This is a genomic window from Heyndrickxia shackletonii (assembly GCF_001420715.1).
GTDB classification, from domain to species: domain Bacteria; phylum Bacillota; class Bacilli; order Bacillales; family Bacillaceae_C; genus Margalitia; species Margalitia shackletonii.
On the sequence record NZ_LJJC01000015.1, the window covers coordinates 74779 to 96276 of the forward strand.

Sequence of the window (21498 nt, forward strand, 5' to 3'; positions counted from 1 at the left end):
AGCAATTTCATCGCTTGTTCATACTTTTCTAGTAGTTCGCCTTTAGTGGGGTTATCAGATAATATGGTTGTACCCTCATTTTCCATTAGATCAAGCATTTCATCTTTATATTCATTCATCCACCTTCTAAAGGTATCTCTTGATATTCCCGCCTTTCGGGCAATAGAAGAATGGTTACCCGTTTCTAACGCAAGCCGAACATATTTCTTTTTTACATCTTCAATTACATCAATTTTCTTTCCAGGCATGGGTCTTCACCTCCCTATGAATCATTTTGTATGTTATACATTAAGTGTAAACCTAAGGTATTATCGTGTCTAAATGATTAAGGGGGCTAAAAAGTCGTTCAATATAATTCAGGCACTTCTCTACATAATTCAGGCAAACAAACTTCGATGACTATTCTTCCATCAAATTTTCTTCATCTGATTTCGGAGATAGTACCTCTTTCTTCAAAAACCAACTCAAGCCAAACGCAATGATCGCAATCACAAATGAATACATGTAAATATGCTGAAATGACTCAATGAACAATGTTTTAATTTGTGTTAAGAGTCCTTTCGGCAATCCATGTGGCACGCCTGCTGCAGCTAAGCTTTTCATATTTGCTGCCATACTTTCCGGAAGCTTATCCCCTAAGCCTTGTAATTTGGTTGTGAGAGTTGACGATAACAAATTTCCAAAGATACTTACACCTATTGTTGCTCCTATCGTTTGAAACAATGGAACAGTGGCAAGCGCAATACCTTTGTTTTCTTTATCAACAGACTCCTGAACAATGAGGTTATCCCCTCCAAATAAAACTCCTAATCCTAGTCCTGTAATGAAAAAGAAAATAATAATTTGAATGATGGTTGTATGGATACTCATATGCGAAAATAAATAGAAACCTATTATTGGCATGATAAATGCAATTCCAAACAGTTCACGATATCGTACTTTAGTTAGTAAAAATCCACTAATCATAGCGGACCCAACTGCCCCCACCATCATTGGCAATGTCAAATAACCAGCCTCTGTCGGAGTAAGTCCCAGCACATTTTGTGCAAAATACGGGAAAGAAGAAAAGGATCCCATTAGGCCGATTCCTACGGTAAAAACGATCAAAGACAATACAAGAATGTTTCGGTTTTTAAATAAATGCAAAGGAACGATTGGTTCTTTTACTCTTGATTCAACCCAAATAAAGATTCCAATTAGAACTGCTCCCAAGCATAATAAGCCAATAATTAATGGTGACCCCCAGGTGCAACCATTATTTTCAATTAGGACAGGTGTAATCAACAAGGAAACGATGGAGGAAATTAACAGAAGTGCCCCTCCCCAATCAATAACCACTTTTTTCTTAATAGTCGATTCACGTAATCCTCCTGCTAAAAGAAGTGCTGCTATAATACCCACAGGGATATTAACAAAGAAAATCCAATGCCAGCTCACTTGATCCACAAAATAGCCGCCCATTAATGGCCCTAATAACATTGGAATAAACATAATCGGGCCCATAAAGCCTTGTACCTTTGCCCGCTGTTCAACCGGAAAAAGATCACTTGAAATCGTCATAGCAAGCGGCATTAAGCCTCCTGCACCCAATCCTTGAATCCCGCGTCCAATTAGAAGAAGCGTCATAGAATGTGATAATCCGCAGACAATCGATCCACCTATGAAAAAGGCCATACTCGTTAAATAAATTTTTTTGCGCCCCATTAAATCCGCTAATTTCCCTAATATGGGCATGAATGCTGCCATGGTTAACATATACACACCGCCAACCCAGCCATACATTGCTAATCCGCCAAGATCGCGAATGATTGTCGGCATCGCTGTATTAACAACAGTTTCATCCAACTCAGAAAAAATTAGCCCAATTATTAAGCCAACCATAACAAGAATTTTATTACTCTTTTTAGCTAAAACTGGTTCTTTATATTTTGTAATACTTTCCATCTGTATCTAATCCTTTCAACATTTGATATACGGATTATATAAATTGTTTATGAACTGAATATGAACTTCTACATGGAATTTCTTTTTTTACATTTAATTTTCCATTAGAGATCGCTCGCCAGCGGAGGGCAAACAATAAAAAAAGCAGATTGTATTTACTAAATACAATCTGCTGACAATTAATTATCTCTATTCATTTCGGAGTGTACTGTTTCTAGATCCATAAAAACCATAAATGATTAAACCAATTACCAGCCAAATTCCAAAGGATAACCAAGTAATCCATTGTAAGTTAAAAATTAAATAAAGGCATAATACGAATGATGCTGCTGGTAAAATTGGATACAAAGGAACCTTAAATGCAGATTTCGGTTTTTCCTTCATATGTCTTAGGAAGAAGATGCCTAATGATACCATCGTAAAGGCAAACAAAGTACCGATGTTCACCATTTCCGCAAGCTTGTCCAAGGAAATAAATCCGCCGAAAAAGGCAATAATGATACAAAATACCCAAGTATTAACCACCGGTGTTTTAGTCTTTTTGTTAACCTTTGACAATCCTTTTGGCAATAAACCATCGCGGCTCATCGCATACACTAAGCGTGTTCCCCCATAGGTCATAACCAGAATAACCGTTGTCATTCCGACAATCGCACCTAATGATAAAAATCCTGCTACCCAATTTTGATGAATAAACTCCAAGCCAAACGCTACCGGGTTTCCAACACCAAGTAATTTAGTGTAAGGTACAATACCAGTTAGTACACTAGAAAGAATAATGTAAAGCAGAGTACAAATTAAAAGTGACGCAATAATTCCAATTGGCATATTTCGCTTTGGATTTTTGACTTCCTCAGCCGCAGTCGATACTGCATCAAATCCAATATAGGCAAAAAATACGGTAGCTGCTCCTGTTACAATTCCGTGAAAGCCAAATGGAGCAAAAGGTGTCCAGTTTACCGGCTTCACATACCAAATACCAACGACAATAAATAAAACAACGACCGCAATTTTAACAAGAACCATTACAGCATTTACCTTTGCTGATTCACGGATTCCCCAAGTTAAGAGAAAAGCAATAATGAGTACAATGAGAACTGCTGGCAAATCAATGAATGTCCCTTTTGCGGGATTAAAAGCACCTGATAAAGCATGCGGCAAATGAATATTAAAGCCCGCAAGCAGACCTTGCAAATAAGAGGACCAACCACTCGCAACGGACGCTGAAGCAAGTCCATATTCCAATAATAATGCCCATCCTAATACCCATGCTATTAATTCACCAAACACTGCATAGCTGTAAGTATATGCACTGCCTGCGACAGGTACGGAAGAAGCAAATTCCGAATAACAAAGTGCTGCTAAAGCACATGCAATTCCGGCAATGATAAATGATATGATGATGGAAGGTCCCGTATATTCCGATGCAACCTTGCCTGGTAATACAAAGATACCTGCCCCGACTACTGCTCCAACCCCAAGCATCGTCAAGTCGAAAGCCCCAAGAGATTTTTTTAAAGTTGATCCTGGCTTTTCCGAATGAGCAATTAACTCTGAAATCGATTTTCTTCTAAAAAGTTTATGTCTTTCCATGCTGCACCTCAATATAAAAATTAATTTAAATAATCTGAAAACTATTACGCTAGCATGTTTTATATTATCATAAAAATCTAATTATTTCGCAACAATTTTGTGAAGGAAATTCCTACTTTGTATTCCAATAATTTATTTATTTGAAAAATATAGGAATCCGATTCATGTTTTTTTATAAAATTTCCCCATTTTCTGTAACAAAAGGCAACAAAAAAGACTAATAATCAGTTTTGGATAACTAGTAATGAAAATCTTTATTGTTATGTAACTTTTACTTTTTCATATCGTTTAACATGTAGAGACATTAGAAGGATTTGATTTTGATACAAAAGGGGTTCGTTTGATTTGAACTGGGAGACAATTTGGAGAGAACATTGGAAGGAAATCTATCTCTATATTTATTATCGAACTAACAATAAAGAGGAAGCAGAGGATATAGCGCAGGAAACATTTATGAAAGCAATACGTTCCGAACATCGTTACAAGGATCAAGATGTGACGGTGATTGCCTTATTGAAAACAATTGCCCGAAATTTAATGATTGATCGCTGGAGAAATAAACAAAAACGCCCCATCACTACACAAATGGAACCCCACATAATGTTCGAAAGTGATGAAAAGGGTCCTGAGGAACTTATATCAGACAAAGACGAGGTAAGATATGCATTATCCTTATTAAATGAAGATCAACAGCAGATCATTAAGTATCGAATTCTACAAGGCTATTCCATCAAAAAAACCGCTGAATTACTACGAAAGACCGAATCCTATATTAAGGTAAATCAATTTCGCGCCATTGAATTTATTCGCAACCAACTTAAAAATGATGATTGGAGGTATTGTAAATGAGCTATTCCAGCAAAACGGATAGTCTTTCTGAATATATCGATGCGATTAACAATACTCAAAATTATTCACATAATCATGAAGAAGATATGGATGAATTATTTGATACGGTAAATCAAATAAAGCGATTACAGGAAGTGGAGTTGCCCTCTGATGATTTTATTGAAAGTGTAGCTTTAAAAATTAGATCAATCGAACAGCCAATGCCCTTAAGGAAAAAAGTGAATAAATGGGGATTATCCAGATGGTTCCCGCTTGCAGCAACGCTTTTATTGATTATTGGCATAGTATGGCAGCAATTCTCTCATTCTTTTGTAAGTGCAAATGAAATATCAGTTGTTAATACTAAAGAATTAATTCCTCTAGGACAAAATGAAGTAGAAAATCCAAGTTATATTCATAACCATTCTCTTATCGGCTTTGGTAATAACGAAAAGATTTGGATTTGGAATCCAAAAACAAATGAAAAAAAAGCATTCTCAATAGGTTCATTTCTATATATGCGAGATCCTGCTTGGTCACCAGACGATTCAATGATTGCTTTTTCCGGTTATAAAAATGAAACTGCTGGAATTTGGAAGATGCATAAGGATGGGTCCAATATTCAAAAAGTGATTATTCCATCCAATAGGAATGAAAATGATGACACACCTGCTTGGTCACCTGATGGAAAACAGCTTGCTTTTACTAAAACAGTGACCAAACCGAGATCACCACACGGTTTTGACATTTCAAAACAAGAAATTTGGATCATTAATCAAGATGGGACAAATGCAAAGAAACTGACAAATGGGAAAGATCCCAGCTGGTCGCCTGATGGAAAAATGCTTTCTTTTACAAAAAATAACGATGAAGTGTGGACGATTGCTGTTGATGGATCGGCTGCAAAGAAACTGACAAATGGGATGGAATCAAGCTGGTCCCCTGATGGGCAGTTTATTGTATACAGTAAATATGACAAAATTACAGAAAAAATTAACAGTCTTGCAACCATTCAAACCTCATTAAGAGAAATTTGGGCCATTCATGTAAATACACATAAACGTTCCCAGCTGACAAAAGGGAAAATAGATGAGGCACAATTAGCCGTGTGGAGAAAAGAAGTGAAAGCTAATCCGCCTAAAACACCTATTCAATACGTTTCCAGTGGTTTGTACAGTGATTGGCAGCCAAATTGGTCTAAAGATGGGAAAAGCATTGTTTTTTCTCGGAATACGCAACAAGAGACAGGCAATCATTTCAGTCTTTATCAAATGGATTTACAATTTAAATAGAAAAGGAATAGGAATATGAGAAAAAGATTAATGATTATAATGCTCACAATACTTTTACCCCTTGCAGGTTGTTCAAGCTCTAACAAAGAAGTGGCGAAACCACTTACAAAAGAGACAGCTGTAAAAGCTACAACCTCAACTTCTAAAGGAAAACAGCCAGCTCAGAGTAATTCTGAGATGCAAAAACTAGAATTGGATCATATTATTTTATCCTTGCCAAAAAGCTGGAGCATTCAAAATGGACTGGATTCTACCTCCTTTCAAACAAACGGAAAATTAATTGGGGGATTGGATGGGCTAGGGTTTAGTGATTCCATTGAAAGTCTCCTGCCAAATCAAAGTACTATTATCCAGAAAAAGAAGATAGCGGATTTATCATTTAAAACTTATTCCGTTATTCTGCAAAGAGATACAACAAATGGAGAAAATGCAAAGGAAATTCATATTCTTTATATGCTTCCGGAGAAAAAAATAGCGTATGATTTGCATTTTGATTTAGCTGCACTAAATGAAAACGATGCATTAAACATAGCCAAAACAGCTTTAATGAAATAATGAAGAAACGTCACGATTTATGGCGTTTTTTCTTTTATAAAAAAATAGCTTCCACTGTAACTTTTACTATCAGTGGACCGTTTTATTTAATGAAAAAATAAAAAGGGGGAAGAAAAAGTGAAAAGAATATTTATGGTGTTCATAACATCCATTGCATTATTTGCTTTCAGTATTGGAGCATCAGCCCAAACAACCTCTGGGGATCTAACAAGCTCTAAAGCAATGAAACTTGCTCTTAGTGCACGGGAACATTTTTGGAGTGTCATGGGGGGCCACAATGTTAAGGCGGAAAATTACTTTTGTTCTTCAAGATCTTTTCAATATAAAGGCCAATACTATCGTTATTTTTGCAGTGAATTCGACACGAAAATCAAGCTTGTGAATTACATGAATGAAGTTTTCACTTTAAATGCCATTGATAAAGCATTTAAAAAGTATCATTTTATAGTATATAAAGGAAAAATGGCACAGCCTGATGCCGATGGCGGCAGTTTAGCAGATTGGAAGAACGCAAAAGCAAAGTTGATATATCAACGAAAGGATGTACGCTTATATCAATTTACCGTTCCAGTTCCGATTGATAATAAAATTGTAGAAACTTTTAAGCAAAATGTAACCTTTGTTAAAGTGAGAGGGAAATGGCAGATTAACGATTTTGATGCAGTTAGATAAAAATTTTGAGGGGAGGAAGTCGGCCAGTTTACCGAATTCTTTCTGCAAAAAGGCTGTTACTATGCTTTCTCATAATAACAGCCTTTTTTTCTATTCTCTTGTAACCTTTGCAGCGACAAGCTCCTTAATATGCTCTACTGTAGATGGATCTTCAAGACCTGTTACATCCCCTGCTACACTGCCTTTTAAGATGATTTCTTTTAATAATCTACGCATGATTTTTCCACTGACTGTTTTCGGTAATGTCTCGGTAAATAAAATCTGCTTAGGTCTGGCAATTTGACCAATGCTACTAACAATGCTCTCACTAATTTGGTTCTTTAACTCATCACTACCATTAGCTCCTTCAGACAATTTAACAAATACGAGAGGAACCTCACCTTTAATTTTATCAGGAACACCGATCACAGCGACTTCAGATACGCCTTTGCATTCCAGAACGGCACTTTCCATTTCCATGGTGCTTAATCGGTGTCCGGCAACATTAAAAGCATCATCGGAACGTCCGACCACCCAAAAATAACCGTCCTCATCCTTCAAGGCAAGATCACTGGCAAAATAACAGCCTTCTACTTGACTAAAATAGGCATTATAGTAGCGCTCGGGCTCCTTCCATAATGTTCTGCATAACATTGGAAATGGTTTTTTAATAACCAAATTACCTAAAACGCCAGGCGGTACAGAATTGCCGTCATTATCCACCACATCAACGTCTGCCCCCAGGAATTGAACCCCTGCGGATCCAGGCTTCATTGGTGTCAGCCATGCCGCTCCAGCCAACGGACAACCCGCCGTCTCGGTTTGCCCCCATGTATTATTGACGCAAATATCCCCTTTTCCTAACACGTCATGAGTCCATTGCCACGTCTCTGGGTCAAAAGGTTCCCCAACAAGAGAAATAACATCGAGGCATTCAAGATGATAAGGCTCCACCGCCTTTTCTCCTAGACTTTTCAGCATCCTTAGAGCTGTCGGTGCGGTAAACAACTTATTGACACGATATTTATCGATAATTTGATAGAATCGATCCCGCTCCGGATAATCCGGCGCCCCTTCATATACTAAAGTCGTAACACCATTAGCTAATGCACCAGCAATCCCCCATATATGCATGGTCAGCCAACCGATATCTGCGGAACACCAGAAAACATCATCGTGGCGATGATCCATATGATATTTAGCGTATATATAGTTTTGTACGACGAATGCCATTCCGGAGTGGACAACACCTTTTGGCTTGCCGGTTGTCCCACTTGTATAAAAGACAATCCCTGGCTCATTCGCCTCAATACGTTCCGGTTCACAAATGATGCTAGCCGTTTTTCTTATTTCATGCCACGAATAATCCCTGCCCGGCACCATCTTTTGCTCGGTTCCTAAGCGATCCACGACAATCACCGCATTAACGTAGCTCATATCAGCTATGACATTATCAACCTTTTCTTTCAAAGGAATCTGTTTTCCGCGCCTAAGGCCCGCATCAGCTGTAACAATCACTTTCGGTTTAAAATGAACAAGTCGATCCTTCAATGACTTCTCCGAAAATCCGGAGAAAATGGCATTATATACAGCTCCAATGCGGAAACAAGCAAGAATGGCAATAAATGCCTCTGCTAAATTTGGAAGATAGACAGCAACAGCATCTCCTTTGCCAACACCAAAAGTTTTTAAAGTATTTGCGAAACGGTTCACTTCTGCTAGAAGCATTTGATAGGTAAAAAATTTCGTGTCACCGTTTTCCCCTTCCCAAATAAGGGCTGTCCGGTTTGCAGCACCGTTTTCTATATGTCTATCAAGCAGATTATAACAAGGATTACTTATTCCACCCTTAAAAAAGCGAAAATCGGGCAGCTCACCGGTAATCGTCTCCTCCCATGGCTCATACCACATTAACTCCTTCGCAACCTTATCCCAAAACTGCACAGGATTTTCTTGAGATTGCTTTAATAGCTCTTCAAAAGCTTTAGAACTTCCAAGTGCCGTTGACTGTTCTTTCTCCTTTTTCGGAAATACGAGTTTACTATTTGAGACGACTTGCTGAATTCCGGTGACATCCATGCGAAAGACCTCCTCTATGTAATAAACAGAATATTTCTAATAATTATAAGATAGCGTTTTCATTATTGCAATAAATATCTAAGGAAGACATTGGATGTCACCTTGGATTCTAGTAATAAGATATTTATACATGTAAAGACCAGTGGGATCCGGATTTTTCCTTGAGTTGGTCTTTTGTATGCTTATAAAGACCAGTGGCTCTCGGATTTTTCCTCGTGTTGGTCTTTTGATCTCTTATAAAGACCAGTGGGAACCGGATTTTTCTCCAAGTTGGTCTTTTGAACATTAAGGATGAAAGACAAACCATGCCCGTTTAAGAATAAATAGAAAACACCCTTCATCTGGGGTATGAAGGACATTTTCCACCGACTTACCAAGAGAAATGTCCTTCATCCGCATTATGAACGACATTTCCCGCCCACTTACCAAGAGAAATGTCCTTCATCTGCATTATGAAGGACAAATCCCGACGACTTACCAAGAGAAATGTCCTTCATCTGCATTATGAAGGACAAATCCCGACTGCTTACCAAGAGAAATGTCCTTCATCTGCATTATGAAGGACAAATCCCAACTGCTTACCAAGAAAAATGTCCTACATCTGGGTATACCAGTAAAAAAATTTAATGAACAGCCTTTATTTTATAAATCCAAGATTGAAAGTCTAATAACTCCTCTTTCCTTGCATTCTTCTTTTCAATATCCAATCCAATATACATTAACTCGTCTCCATAATAAGTTCTTGGCAAACCTTCAATTCGATACTCCAGATCCTTATCTAATCCCTCAAAATAGATTCTTTTAAATCCAGAATTGGGTTGGTTTAGAACTTGATAATATGCAGCAATCGCCTCTTTCTTATCTTCAGAAACCACCATCCAGCTTGTTACATTTCCATCACCTTCAAATGGACTTATTAATCGATAGAAAGTTCCGTTTAACAAGAGCTCGCGATTTCCTTTATAAAAAGCTACTTGCTTTTTGATTTCTTCTTTTTCCTCATGTGATAATTTGGTGATGTCTAATTCATATCCAAAAACTCCAAAGTAAGCAACGTCTGCCCTTGTCTTAAGACTCGTGTAACGATGCACCTGATGATTTGGAACCGCAGAAACATGTGCCCCCATGCTGCTTAGAGGATAAACAAATGATGTTCCATATTGAATTTTCAGCCTTTCAATAGCATCGGTATCATCACTTGTCCATGTTTGCGGTGCATAATAAAGCATCCCCGGATCAAATCGGGCACCCCCGCTGGCGCAGGATTCGAATAGTATATGCGGAAATTCATTTATCAGTCTTTCATATAAATCATAGACTCCTAAAATATAACGATGTGCAACCTCCATGCTTCTTTCCGCAGGCAGCACAGCCGAACCAATTTCCGTCATATTTCTGTTCATATCCCATTTCACATAGGATACCCGCGCTTCTCTTAAAATTTTCGACATGGCATTGTAAAGGTGATCTACCACATCACTCCTTGAAAAATCGAGAACAAATTGGTTTCTTCCATGGGAAAGCCGACGATTTGGTACATGGATTAACCAATCAGGATGCTGATGATATAGCTGGCTTTCCTTTGAAACCATTTCAGGCTCGAACCATAGGCCAAAATCCATTCCAAGTTTCTTTATTTTTTTGGCTAATCCGCTTATTCCATTCGGGAGCTTCTCCTTATTTACAAACCAGTCTCCAAGGGAAGTTTTATCATTATTTCTTTTTCCAAACCAGCCATCATCCAGAACAAACAGCTCGATTCCAAGTTTTTTCGCGGTTTTTGCAATATCTAAAATTTTTTCCTCATTAAACTTGAAATACGTTGCTTCCCAATTATTGATTAATACTGGTCTTACTTTATCTCTCCAGACACCTCTTACAAGATTTTTTCGGTACAATTGGTGGTAAGTTTGACTCATCCCATTTAGTCCTTGATCCGAATAAACCATAACGACCTCTGGTGTTTGAAAACACTCACCTTTTTTTAAAAGCCATCCAAAATCAAACGGATTAATTCCCATCGTTACTCTAGTCACATCGTAGGAGTCCACTTCAACCTGGGCAAGGAAATTCCCACTATACACTAGGCTGAATCCAAAAACTTCCCCCTGAAATTCATTTGCATCCATTCTTTTTAAAGCAAGGAAAGGATTCTGCTGTGCACTGCTTGTCCCCCTTGTACTGGAAATACTCTGAATACCGGGAGCAAGTCTTCTCCTAAACACATGCCTTTCCCTCGCCCAAGCACCTGACAACTGGATCATCTCAAAATCGGCATCAAAAAGATCAACACTGGCACTCATCGCTCTTGTAATATGGATGTTTTCATTTCCATGATTGATAAAAGCTGCACTTCGTGTAATCACATTCAAATGTTCAAAAACGGTATAGAGTAATTTCAATTCTACGTGGATCAGCTCATCGTAAAGAGTAATTTCTAATGTTGCCGCTTCTTCATCCTTGTTAACATAGGTTGCGGGAAGTCCTTTAAGCTTCGGCTTGCCTTCATATATTTTATGGGACCTATATTCAAAATTAGTTATCCTGCTTCCATCCTCCTGAAGGATTTGATAAGCAGGTTCTCGGAAATCAGTAGTTCCATATGCAGGATATTCCTGCTTAACGATGTCTAATGAAAAAGTGGAATCCCCTTCAAAAACATAGGCAGTCATCCCTCGTTTTTCCATTCGCAATAAATGTTCAAACGACTCACGCTGCCTAACTCTTTTCCCATAATACAAAGACCCTAGCTGGTTATTTTTTAAAATCGTAAAAATATAGCTATTATCCTTTCCTTGCAAATGAAATTCTTTTGAGTGCTTATTAAAAAAGATAGGCATGAGGTCTCCTCCTTTGTCACCAAAACTATTAGTTTATATATTTTGCAAATGAAGTATGAATTCCTGCATTTAACCTGAAAAGATGATATTTCACATTGTGTACAAATTCACATTTTGGAAAAGCGCTAAAAGTGGACTATAATTAAGAAAAGCGTAAGCGCCTTGCTCATCGGCGTACGGATTTCGTAGTCTTCGACTGAGATAAAGGAAACACAGTGAGGTAGTCCACGAGCTGATGTTGACTTATCGTAGGGAGGAGACGGAGAAATCCGCTAGCCGATAGGCGCTGGAGCTAGACAGAGACTAGATCGATTAAATAATTTTTTAAATAAAAAAGTATTTATAGGTTTGTAGCATTCTAGGAGTGAACAACTTGAAAAAAGTCGTTGTCATTGGCGGTGGAATCACCGGACTTTCCACCATGTACTATCTGCAACAATTAAAAAGATCCTTACAATTAGATATGAAATTAACATTGATAGAAGCAAATTCCACATTAGGTGGAAAAATCAGGTCCATAAAAAATGGTGAATTCATTATGGAGACCGGCGCAGATTCTATTGTTGCCCGTAAAGAAGGAGCAGCTGCTTTACTGGATGAACTAGATCTGCACGATGAAATCGTTCATAACTCTACTGGAAAATCTTATATCTATCATCATAATGAATTAAAACCGATTCCGGATGATACTGTTTTTGGAATTCCAATGAGCAAGGAAGCATTGTTCAGCAGTGAATTGATCTCCGAAGATGGGAAAAATGAGGCTTTAAAGGATTTTACAACGGAAAACACAACTTTTACGAAAGATAGCTCTATAGGTTTGTTTCTTGAAAGCTTCTTAGGAAAAGAAATGGTTGAAAATCAAATTGCCCCCGTTTTATCCGGCGTATATTCTGGTAAATTAAATGAGCTGACAATTGCGACTACCCTGCCATATCTTCTTGACTATAAAAATCAATACGGCAGCATTATTCGTGGGCTCTCAGAAAATAAAGCAAGATTTCAATCATCGGACAATAAGAAATTTGTATCGTTCAAAAATGGGCTTTCCACATTAATTGACAAAATGGAATCAGAACTAAAGGATGTGGAAATTTTAAAAGGGGTACCGACAACTGCGGTTGTAAGAGATCAAGAACAATACTTTATACAATTTTCCAATCATGAACAAATAGAAGCTGATTATGTAGTATTAAGTACGCCGCATTTGGTAGCACAATCTCTTTTAAAAAATGAGGAATTAAATTCAATTTTTGATGAGCTAATAAGTTCTTCCCTAATAAGTGTTTATTTAGGATTTGATATTCCGGATGAAAAGCTCCCTGCTGACGGGACTGGTTTTATCGTTCCGGAAAACAGTGATTTAACCTGCAATGCCTGTACTTGGACAAGTCGGAAGTGGGAACACACTTCTAAAAATCACAACTTATTGTTGAGACTATTTTATAAAAATACGAATCCGGAAGTGTTTGAACATATCAGCACCCTTAGCGAGGAAGATTTGGTTCAGGTTGCACTGAAGGATGTGGAGAAAAGTCTAGGGATTACAGGAAAACCGATTAGTGTCGAGGTAACCAAATGGCTGGATAAAATGCCGAAATATCATTTAAACCATCGCAAAACCATCGAGGCATTAAATGGCAAATTAGCCGCTGAGTACCCTAATATCATCCTTGCAGGTTGTTCTTACTATGGGGTAGGAATTGCCGATTGCATCATGAATGGGAAAAACACAGCGAGGAAAATAGCAGAAGCGGAGTAAATCTCCGCTTTTTATTTTATCTTTAGACGTTTACAAATTCCTCCATTGGTTCAGCCGAATAATCCGCGACATTCCCATTTTCATATACAAATTTATGATTATATGTATTCGAATCCTCTAACATTTTCAGTAAAAAATATTTTAAATTTGCCATACCCAGATTATCTGGGTGCAGAATCCACGATATTTTCTTCCAATCAAGTATACCTTCATCCGTACTAATCGGAGTATGGTACTCAAAATCTTTCGGAACTTCCGCCAGAAATGCATGCATCCCCCCGGTTATCAAACCATCTACCATCCAAGTGACAACTCCTTTGTATTCAACATCACTTAACGGAATACCTGTTTCCTCCATTATTTCCCTTAAAACACTCTCTTTCGGTTCTTCGCCTTTCTCAATCTTCCCGCCGACACCGTTCCATATCCCCATCCAGGGTGATTTAATGCGGTTGAGCATAAGAATTTGCTCTCCTTTTTTGATAAAACAAATGGTATATTTGTACTCCAAGAATCTCTCCCCCTTCACCAACTTCTTTTCCTTTATTATAGCAAAAAAGAGCAGGGGTACCCGCTCTCTAGTACTCTACTTGTTCTCTTAACCTCTGTGCTGCCTTGGTAATATCGGTGGCCTTACTAATCGCGGTGATGACAGAAACCCCATCTGCACCTGCTTTCATAACTTTAAGTGCGTTTTCCATTGTAATACCGCCGATTCCTACCATAGGAATAGTGATACCTTTTTCCCGGAAATGTTGAATATGCTGAACGCCTTGGACTGGTTTCGCATCTTCCTTTGTTTTAGTAGGAAAAATCGGGCCGACACCAAAATAATCTGCACCAGCTTCCATTGCTGTCAATGCTTCTTCCATCGTATGAACGGAAACTCCTAGAATTTTATCTCCAATCCTTTTACGAACCTCATCCACCGGTGCATCCTCTTGGCCAATATGTACCCCGTCAGCCTCTAAGGAAATGGCTAAGTCAATATCATCATTCACAATAAATGGGATCCCATGTTCTTTGCAGATGGTCTGTAGCTCCTCGGCAAGTGCAAATTTCGCGTCGCCCGTTAAAGCGTCTATTCCTTTTTCGCGAAATTGAAATAAGGTGATCCCGCCAGCAATAGCATCCTTCAGTACACTTGCAGGACTTTTATAGCAATTTGTACTGCCCATAATAAAATATAATTTTAATATATCTCTTAAACTATCCGAATCGATTCTCGTCATTTTATCAAACTGCTCCTTTTTTTATATGCCCAATGATTCGTTGGACCATGTCCGTTTCCAAGTGGAATATTTTCTTCAATTGCCGCTTGGATAAAATCTTTTGCAGTTACAACCGCATCATACACCTTTTTGCCTTTGGCAAGTTCTGCCGTAATAGCTGCCGAAAAGGTACAACCAGTTCCATGAGTGTTTTCCGTATTGATTCTTTTTGACTTTAAATAAGCAAATTCATATCCATCGTAAAAAAGATCCATTGTCTCTAACGGATCCGTGTCATGTCCGCCTTTAATAACAACATTTTTTACACCTAATTCAATGAATCTTTTCGCTGCTTCTTCTTTATCTTTTATTGATTTTATTTCCATATCAATAATCACTTCCGCTTCCGGAATATTCGGAGTGATAATCAATGATAACGGGATAAGCTTCTTTTTCAATGCGGATACTGCTTCTTGCTGCAATAGAGAGGCTCCTCCTTTCGCAATCATCACAGGGTCTATAACGATATTTTTCCAGTTATTTAAGATGATTTGCTCAGAAACCGCTTGGATTATATCAGCGTTGAACAGCATTCCTGTCTTTAGGGCATCCACCCCAATATCATCTGCTATGGAACGAATTTGCTCTACTACCGCCTCCACCGATAAGGGATAAACTGCTTGAACTCCTAATGTATTTTGGGCGGTTATTGCTGTGATGGCTGACATTCCATATACCTCAAGCTCTTGGAACGTTTTTAAATCCGCCTGAATACCTGCTCCTCCACCACTATCGGAGCCTGCTATTGTTAATGCTTTTCTCATTTTCCGGCACCTCCCCTTCTCTTTGTTCAATGAAAGCTTTTTCGATTACATGTTGACCTGAAACAGATGCAAGCTGATCTAGAAACTCCATTTGAAAGTTTCCCGGTCCTTTGGAAGCTGTTCTTTCTGCTGCCAATTCAGCAGCAATTCCATATGCTGTAACGGCAGAGGCAGCTGCAGCCAATAGATTTTTTTCAACAGCAGCAAAAGCACCAATTACAGAAGTTAACAAACAACCTGTGCCTGTTACTTTCGTTAATATCGGATGACCGTTTCGACCCACAAAGGTTGTGATACCATCCGTAATTACATCCTCTTTTCCAGTTACTACGATAATCGTTTGCAGTTTACGAGCAGCGGTGATAGCAAGATCTATTTGATTTCCTTGGACATTCCCTGCATCTACTCCCTTCACCTCTGCCTGAAAACCTGCGATATTAGCAATCTCCCCTGCATTTCCTCTTATAATGGAAATCTTTACTTCTCTCATAATCCTACCTGCCATCTCGGTTCGATACGGTGTTGCGCCTGCTCCAACCGGATCAAAAATGACCGGAACCCCGTGGTCATTAGCGGACTTTCCTGCAATAATCATCGATTCTACCGTTGCTGAATTTAACGTTCCCATATTTAAAACTAGCGCACCGGCAATCTTAGCCATGTCCCCCACCTCTTCAGGAGCATATGCCATTACAGGAGACGCCCCTAATGCCAAAAGTCCGTTGGCCGTAAAATTTGTCACTACCACATTCGTAATATTATGAACAAGCGGATTTTCCTTCCTCACCTTGTGTAAAATGTCTCCAATTAATACCTTATCCATTTTTCATCCTCCTCAAAGTCATATTCTGGGTCGTGTTCCTGGGGGAAATACAAAAAAGCCAGCTCCTTCTTTAGGACCTGGCATCATTAGTAAGAGAAAAAACATTTTTCACTCCACTACTTTCCTCCGCTGGTATTAACCAGATCAGGTCCAAAGGGTTAAAAAACATCCTGTTTTTCTCTCAGCCCAAATTAGGGCACCCCTAGTAGTCTTTAAAACTTTTATTCTTTGTACTTATCATATCCCGCAGAATTCAATATGTAAAGCAATTAAACAGTGTTGCGCGTCCATCGTATAATTGTACACAAGTGGTCCCTGACACCCTTAACATCCATTTGTGGTAACAGGCACAAAAAAAAGGGATTTTGTGGTTTGTTGTCAAAATTTAATGGTACAAAGAGACTATTGTTGAAAGAGGTGGAGGGTATGGATAAGGAATTGAAACGGATTGGTCAAAAGTTAATGGATCATTGCCACCTATTAGCGAAAAATCTACAGGAAAAACAAAGCAATGATCCACATTTTCATTTACTCCAAAATCTTACATCTATCCAAGAAGTGTTTTTTCATTGTCTTGGTAATTCTCTTTCCCAGAATATAGAATCCACTCATTTCATGATGAATAAATGGGCAAGATTGTTACTAGAAAAAACGTACATATTTCATACACGACTTCAAAAGCAATATCTTTTTCCGAGCCATCATTATAAATCGGTGATTATGGACTTTTTAGAAGAAGAGATAAACAACTGCAGCATCTCTCCACAGGTTCTATTTCAAGTAATGAAAAAAATAGATTCTTTTATACAGCAAGCATCTACTATTTTTTCAAACCAAATGAATCCGATCATCATAAAAGAATTGCGTCAATATGCCTCATCTTTGGCAGAAGAAAATATCACCCTGCGTGAACTGAATGATCTAAAAAATGCATTGAAAGAGGCAACGATCCTTGTTATTACGGATAAGGAGGATGCTATTAAATATGCTAATCAAAAATTTTGCGACATAACGAAATACAAGGAAGAAGAACTAATAGGGCAAAACCATCACAATCTTTTAAACTCCGGCTATCACACGGAAGAATTTTTTCAAGAAATACGAGAATATATAAAACAAGGCAAGGTTTGGAAAGGAGAAATTTGTAACAAAGCAAAAGATGGCAGTCTATATTGGGTTGATTGCACTATAGTGCCGTTTAAAGATCGCAACGGGAACACGTTTCAGCATTTTTCCATTCAACATGATATTACAGAGCAAAAAAATACCGAAGAAATGCTTCGCAAGACCGAGAAGTTATCGTTGGTAGGTGAACTGGCAGCTGGGATTGCACATGAAATCCGCAATCCTCTCACTACCATTCGCGGTTTTGTTCAAATTCTTGACCATTTTTCAGATGAGAAGAAATATCTTTATTCTAAAACGATATTAGAGGAAATTGACCGCATTAATTTTATTGTGAACGAATTCATGGTGTTCGCGAAACCGCATACTGTTGAATTTAATAATTGCAACCTAGTCGATATCATAAGGAATGTCGTTCATTTACTCAACGCGGAAGCCGCTATGAAAAATGTTGAAATTACCGAAGCATATCACGATAACGACATTCTCATCTACGGAGAAAGAAATCAATTAGCTCAAGTATTTCTGAATATGCTTAAAAACGCTATTGATGCATTACCTAATGGAGGCAAAATTAAGATCTTCAGCTCATTGGACGAGGAAAATGTAATGATTTCCATACAAGATAACGGAATTGGGATGTTACCTGAACAAGTCGTTAAAATAGGAGAACCCTTCTACACATTAAAGGAAAATGGAAATGGGTTAGGGTTAATGGTCAGCTATAAAATTATTGAAAATCATCGTGGAACCATTATGGTGGAAAGTGAATTGAATAAAGGAACCACCTTTCATATATCCTTTCCTCTTCTTAATAACATTTAAACGGTTTCTTTTTGAGCTTCCAGGTAAATCCGATCAAAAAGATAAATGAATTTCAAAAAGGATCTTAGGGTCCTTTTTTTTTTAACAATAATCACAATATATCTATTAAAATGTCATTTTCTTATCAAAATACAGGTAAATAGATCTATTTATATTGAAAACGGACAAAAAGTGACAAGCTTTTTAGTAATTCTTTATAAAAGCATTCCATAAAGATTATTGTCTTTCGTAAGAAATCCTAATGAAGAGTAGTTTCAGTCTAGATTCTCTGAAAGGAGGTGAAAGGATGCACTTCCCGAGATTTGTATTAAAAGGTTTAATTATTGGTGCGGCCCTATGTTTCCCCAGTGTTGTACTGGCGGACAAAAATGATCATGCCCCTGCTTCTAATGACAAAAAGACGATTCCGGTCGTATCCAGTCTTAAGGGTAATGGATTTGGGAATAATCTAAACAGTTCCAAAGAACATCTCAAGAAAAAGCAAAAAAAGGATCATCACCAGGTTAACCTGGTCCATAAATCTTTACCAAATGTCGCTAAAAAGGCAGTCAACGGATTAAAAAACGGGCATGCTAGAAACATCATCCATGCCAAAGATAAGCAAAAACAGAAAAATCCAGGTCTTAAAAAGGGACATTTCAAGACTATTAAAAATAAAAATTCATCTGTTTCCGGAATGATTCATCGGGTCAAGACAGAAAAACCAGAAATGGATGTAAAGAAAAAGTCTGTTCCTAACTTGAAACCACATATGGAAAAACAGGTCACGATAATAAAGAAACCTGATTCTGTTTCAAGTATTAGGAAAACAGTGAAACCTAAAAAGTATCTATCCACAAGAATCTCTGATTCAAGTAATTTGGTTTCCAAACCTAAAAAAGATTCACCTGTCCCAGTTAAAAAACTGCCTCAAGATATTCAGATTATTACCACAACAACACTTGGAGGCAATAATTCAACTGGCGGCTCTAATGACAGGTATAATATAGGGACCAGCACAATGAGTATTGCAGGATGGTTTGAATGGGGACATTATAAATTGCCTAGCTTTGATCGGTTATTTATTTCCCGCTCACATGAGTTATGTAACCAATGGACAAATGCTCCGCCAGTCCAGCCGCCTAAATAGTTCCTTTTTTATAAGCATACTGAATGGATAAGTAAAAATAACAGTAAAGCATAAAAAAGGAGCGAAATAAAAATGAAAGTAAATATTAAAAGTTCAACTGTAATTAAATCAATGGCATTAGCTGGAGCTTTATCTATCGGTGTATTGATCGGAGGACATAATAGTGAAGCAGCAGGCTTCAGCAAACATGATAACCACCATGTAAAAAGGGAAGCAGCCATTTCTTTACATGAAAAAGGTTTTGCACATCATGCAAAAGTGAAAGCTAAAGTAGATGTGGATGTAGTAAAAATAGATAAACCGAAGAAACATCATCATGCAGAACATCCTAAGGCAATGAAGGAGCGCAGTGAAAAACCTTTAGTAAAAGAAAATAAATCTATTGCTAATAAAATTCACTCTCAAGCAGCTGAACATGCAAGCGAAATGGCAAAATTGCATGCAGCAGCTAATTCGGCTGTTCATGCCGTGGAACAAGCTAAATCTGGACAAGGTGCTCAACAGGATTCTCCTACAGACAACACTGTCATGGAAACTGCAAAACACCATAGAGATGCGGATAAAGCTCAAAAGACTAAGGAAGTGGAGTCTAAAACAAAGCATAAAGAAAACAAATCTCATGCAAATAAAATCCACTCTCAAGCAGCTGAGCATGCTAGTGAAAACGCAAAATTACACGCAGCACCTAACTCTGCAGTTCTTGCAACCGATGAAGAAATGGATCATTCCTCTGAAGTATCAGAAGATCAAAAAACGGATAGCAAATCTGAAGACAAAAACAGCAATGACGATAAAACCGTAGTTTCCGACGAGAACGTAAAAGGTGTTGTTTCTGAAGATAAGGATGATGAACAATCTGATCTTGTTTCTGAAGACAAAGAGGATTCTGACCACACAGGTGTTGTTTCCAAAGACAAGGATGATAAGCAAACCGGTGTTGTTTCTGAAGACAAGGATGATGAGCAATCCGGTGTTGTTTCCGAAGACAAAAATGATGAGCAATCCCGTATTGTTGATGAAGACAATGATGACGCTGAGCGTGCCGGAGTAGTTTACGAAGACAAAAATGATTCTGATCAAGCCGGTGTTGTTTCCGATGATAATGATGAAGCTACTGACAATAAAACATTGACAAACATAGAAGATAAAGATTTCGTTTCCGAAAATCAGGATTCTACAGAAGAATAATACGAATAAATAAAAAAACATTCCCTTTACAGAACAAATTCTCTGTATAAGGGGATGTTTTTGTTTTTACTAATATAACGTTCCTTCTCTTCCCTTATGTCTTCGCCCCTTCCTAAAAATAATTTCTTACTTCTTCTGATTTTACTTTTTCCACTTAAAACTTGTACTAGAGCGGAATTTTTAAAAATAAGTTATGAATGCCTAAAACCATGATTAATCTCATAGCATAACATGTAGTGTTCACTCCATTCATTTATTGAATGACAAGTACCTTCAGCATTCGGACCAAACGAAGGTATCAAATTAACAATGCAAAGAAAGGGGTATACAGGTGGAAATGCTAAACCAAGAAGAGATTCAAGAAGTATATAGTAACCTTGATCCAGAATTAACAAAGTTCATGACTGAATTCCCAGAAGGTAATAACGAAATGTTTGCTGGACCTACTTCAAGGCGTCGCAGGAGAAGCTCTTCAAGACGTTCTAGTAGAAGACGTTCCAGCAGCAGCAGTTCTAGCAGTAGGCGTTCTAGTAGAAGACGCTCTAGCAGTAGGCGTTCTAGCAGTAGACGCTCTAGCAGTAGACGCTCTAGTAGAAGACGTTCCAGCAGTAGACGTTCTAGTAGAAGACGTTCTAGCAGTAGACGTTCTAGTAGAAGACGTTCTAGTAGAAGACGTTCTAGTAGAAGACGTTCTAGCAGTAGACGTTCTAGTAGAAGACGTACATCAGGCTTCTTATTTTAACAAATATAATTCCGCACCAAATTTGGGTGCGGAACTTTTATGTGATGAGTTATATCCGGAAGCAGTTCCTCTTAGAGTAATCTAAAG

Annotated in this window: 18 protein-coding genes and 1 riboswitch; of the genes, 9 read left to right on the forward strand and 9 right to left on the reverse strand. The window is 38.0% G+C overall.

Going from position 1 to position 21498, the window contains the following annotated elements; genetic code table 11:
• From AN964_RS26820 to bcaP, 3 genes are all read right to left on the reverse strand, one after another.
• The coding region (locus AN964_RS26820; protein WP_055738530.1) for a helix-turn-helix domain-containing protein at positions 1–248 on the reverse strand (248 nt) is incomplete at its 3' end.
• 151 nt (positions 249–399) lie between these two features.
• On the reverse strand, positions 400–1944 hold the full coding sequence (locus AN964_RS22100; protein ID WP_055741965.1) for an MDR family MFS transporter: 1545 nt from the start codon (positions 1942–1944) through the stop codon (positions 400–402).
• A gap of 189 nt (positions 1945–2133) precedes the next feature.
• Complete coding sequence (bcaP, locus tag AN964_RS22105; RefSeq protein ID WP_055741966.1) at positions 2134–3537, reverse strand: branched-chain amino acid transporter BcaP; 1404 nt, start codon at positions 3535–3537, stop codon at positions 2134–2136.
• A gap of 345 nt (positions 3538–3882) precedes the next feature.
• Between bcaP and AN964_RS22110 the strand changes: the two genes are divergently transcribed.
• The 4 genes from AN964_RS22110 to AN964_RS22125 all read left to right on the forward strand — a co-directional run bounded on the left by AN964_RS22110 (position 3883) and on the right by AN964_RS22125 (position 6884).
• Complete coding sequence (locus tag AN964_RS22110) at positions 3883–4386, forward strand: RNA polymerase sigma factor (protein WP_055741967.1); 504 nt, start codon at positions 3883–3885, stop codon at positions 4384–4386.
• Positions 4383–5657, forward strand: coding sequence for a TolB family protein (locus tag AN964_RS22115; RefSeq protein ID WP_055741968.1), 1275 nt, complete (start codon positions 4383–4385; stop codon positions 5655–5657). Before AN964_RS22110 ends, AN964_RS22115 begins: the two co-directional genes overlap by 4 nt.
• A 15-nt stretch (positions 5658–5672) precedes the next feature.
• Positions 5673–6212: a hypothetical protein gene (locus tag AN964_RS22120; RefSeq protein WP_055741969.1), complete on the forward strand. Its 540-nt coding sequence runs from the start codon at positions 5673–5675 to the stop codon at positions 6210–6212.
• A gap of 117 nt (positions 6213–6329) precedes the next feature.
• Positions 6330–6884, forward strand: coding sequence for a DL-endopeptidase inhibitor IseA (locus AN964_RS22125; RefSeq protein WP_055741970.1), 555 nt, complete (start codon positions 6330–6332; stop codon positions 6882–6884).
• A gap of 90 nt (positions 6885–6974) precedes the next feature.
• Here the strand turns inward: AN964_RS22125 and AN964_RS22130 are convergent, their stop codons facing one another.
• Together AN964_RS22130 and AN964_RS22135 are read right to left on the reverse strand one after the other, a co-directional pair.
• On the reverse strand, positions 6975–8942 hold the full coding sequence (locus AN964_RS22130; protein ID WP_055741971.1) for an acetate--CoA ligase: 1968 nt from the start codon (positions 8940–8942) through the stop codon (positions 6975–6977).
• 623 nt (positions 8943–9565) lie between these two features.
• Complete coding sequence (locus AN964_RS22135; protein ID WP_055741972.1) at positions 9566–11782, reverse strand: alpha-galactosidase; 2217 nt, start codon at positions 11780–11782, stop codon at positions 9566–9568.
• Positions 11783–12155: 373 nt separating this feature from the next.
• Between AN964_RS22135 and AN964_RS22140 the strand changes: the two genes are divergently transcribed.
• Positions 12156–13544 carry a protoporphyrinogen oxidase gene (locus AN964_RS22140; RefSeq protein WP_055741973.1) on the forward strand — a complete coding sequence of 463 codons (1389 nt, stop codon included), beginning with the start codon at positions 12156–12158 and terminating at the stop codon, positions 13542–13544.
• 22 nt (positions 13545–13566) lie between these two features.
• On the opposite strand, the gene AN964_RS22145 is transcribed toward AN964_RS22140, so the two are convergent.
• The 4 genes from AN964_RS22145 to thiM all read right to left on the reverse strand — a co-directional run bounded on the left by AN964_RS22145 (position 13567) and on the right by thiM (position 16402).
• Positions 13567–14055 carry an NUDIX hydrolase gene (locus AN964_RS22145; RefSeq protein WP_268888410.1) on the reverse strand — a complete coding sequence of 163 codons (489 nt, stop codon included), beginning with the start codon at positions 14053–14055 and terminating at the stop codon, positions 13567–13569.
• A 67-nt stretch (positions 14056–14122) separates the two neighbouring features.
• On the reverse strand, positions 14123–14776 hold the full coding sequence (gene thiE, locus AN964_RS22150; protein ID WP_055741974.1) for a thiamine phosphate synthase: 654 nt from the start codon (positions 14774–14776) through the stop codon (positions 14123–14125).
• A complete protein-coding gene (gene thiD, locus AN964_RS22155; protein WP_055741975.1) occupies positions 14773–15579 on the reverse strand; it encodes a bifunctional hydroxymethylpyrimidine kinase/phosphomethylpyrimidine kinase in 807 nt (268 codons plus the stop codon). Before thiD ends, thiE begins: the two co-directional genes overlap by 4 nt.
• Positions 15545–16402 (reverse strand): hydroxyethylthiazole kinase, encoded by an 858-nt coding sequence (gene thiM / locus AN964_RS22160; RefSeq protein ID WP_055741976.1) that lies wholly within the window; start codon positions 16400–16402, stop codon positions 15545–15547. The genes thiD and thiM overlap by 35 nt, the downstream gene beginning before the upstream one ends.
• Before the next feature lie 104 nt (positions 16403–16506).
• Positions 16507–16616: riboswitch (TPP riboswitch) on the reverse strand.
• A gap of 212 nt (positions 16617–16828) precedes the next feature.
• Here thiM and AN964_RS22165 point away from each other — a divergent pair.
• From AN964_RS22165 to AN964_RS22180, 4 genes are all read left to right on the forward strand, one after another.
• Positions 16829–18352, forward strand: a complete 1524-nt coding sequence (locus AN964_RS22165; protein ID WP_055741977.1) for an ATP-binding protein — start codon at positions 16829–16831, stop codon at positions 18350–18352.
• Positions 18353–18638: 286 nt separating this feature from the next.
• The gene (locus tag AN964_RS22170) at positions 18639–19481 is read left to right on the forward strand and encodes a hypothetical protein (RefSeq protein ID WP_055741978.1); all 843 of its coding nucleotides are present in this window, start codon (positions 18639–18641) and stop codon (positions 19479–19481) included.
• 72 nt (positions 19482–19553) lie between these two features.
• Positions 19554–20669, forward strand: coding sequence for a midas domain-containing protein (locus AN964_RS22175; protein ID WP_055741979.1), 1116 nt, complete (start codon positions 19554–19556; stop codon positions 20667–20669).
• A 434-nt stretch (positions 20670–21103) separates the two neighbouring features.
• On the forward strand, positions 21104–21496 hold the full coding sequence (locus tag AN964_RS22180) for a hypothetical protein (RefSeq protein ID WP_055741980.1): 393 nt from the start codon (positions 21104–21106) through the stop codon (positions 21494–21496).
• Positions 21497–21498: the final 2 nt, after the last annotated feature.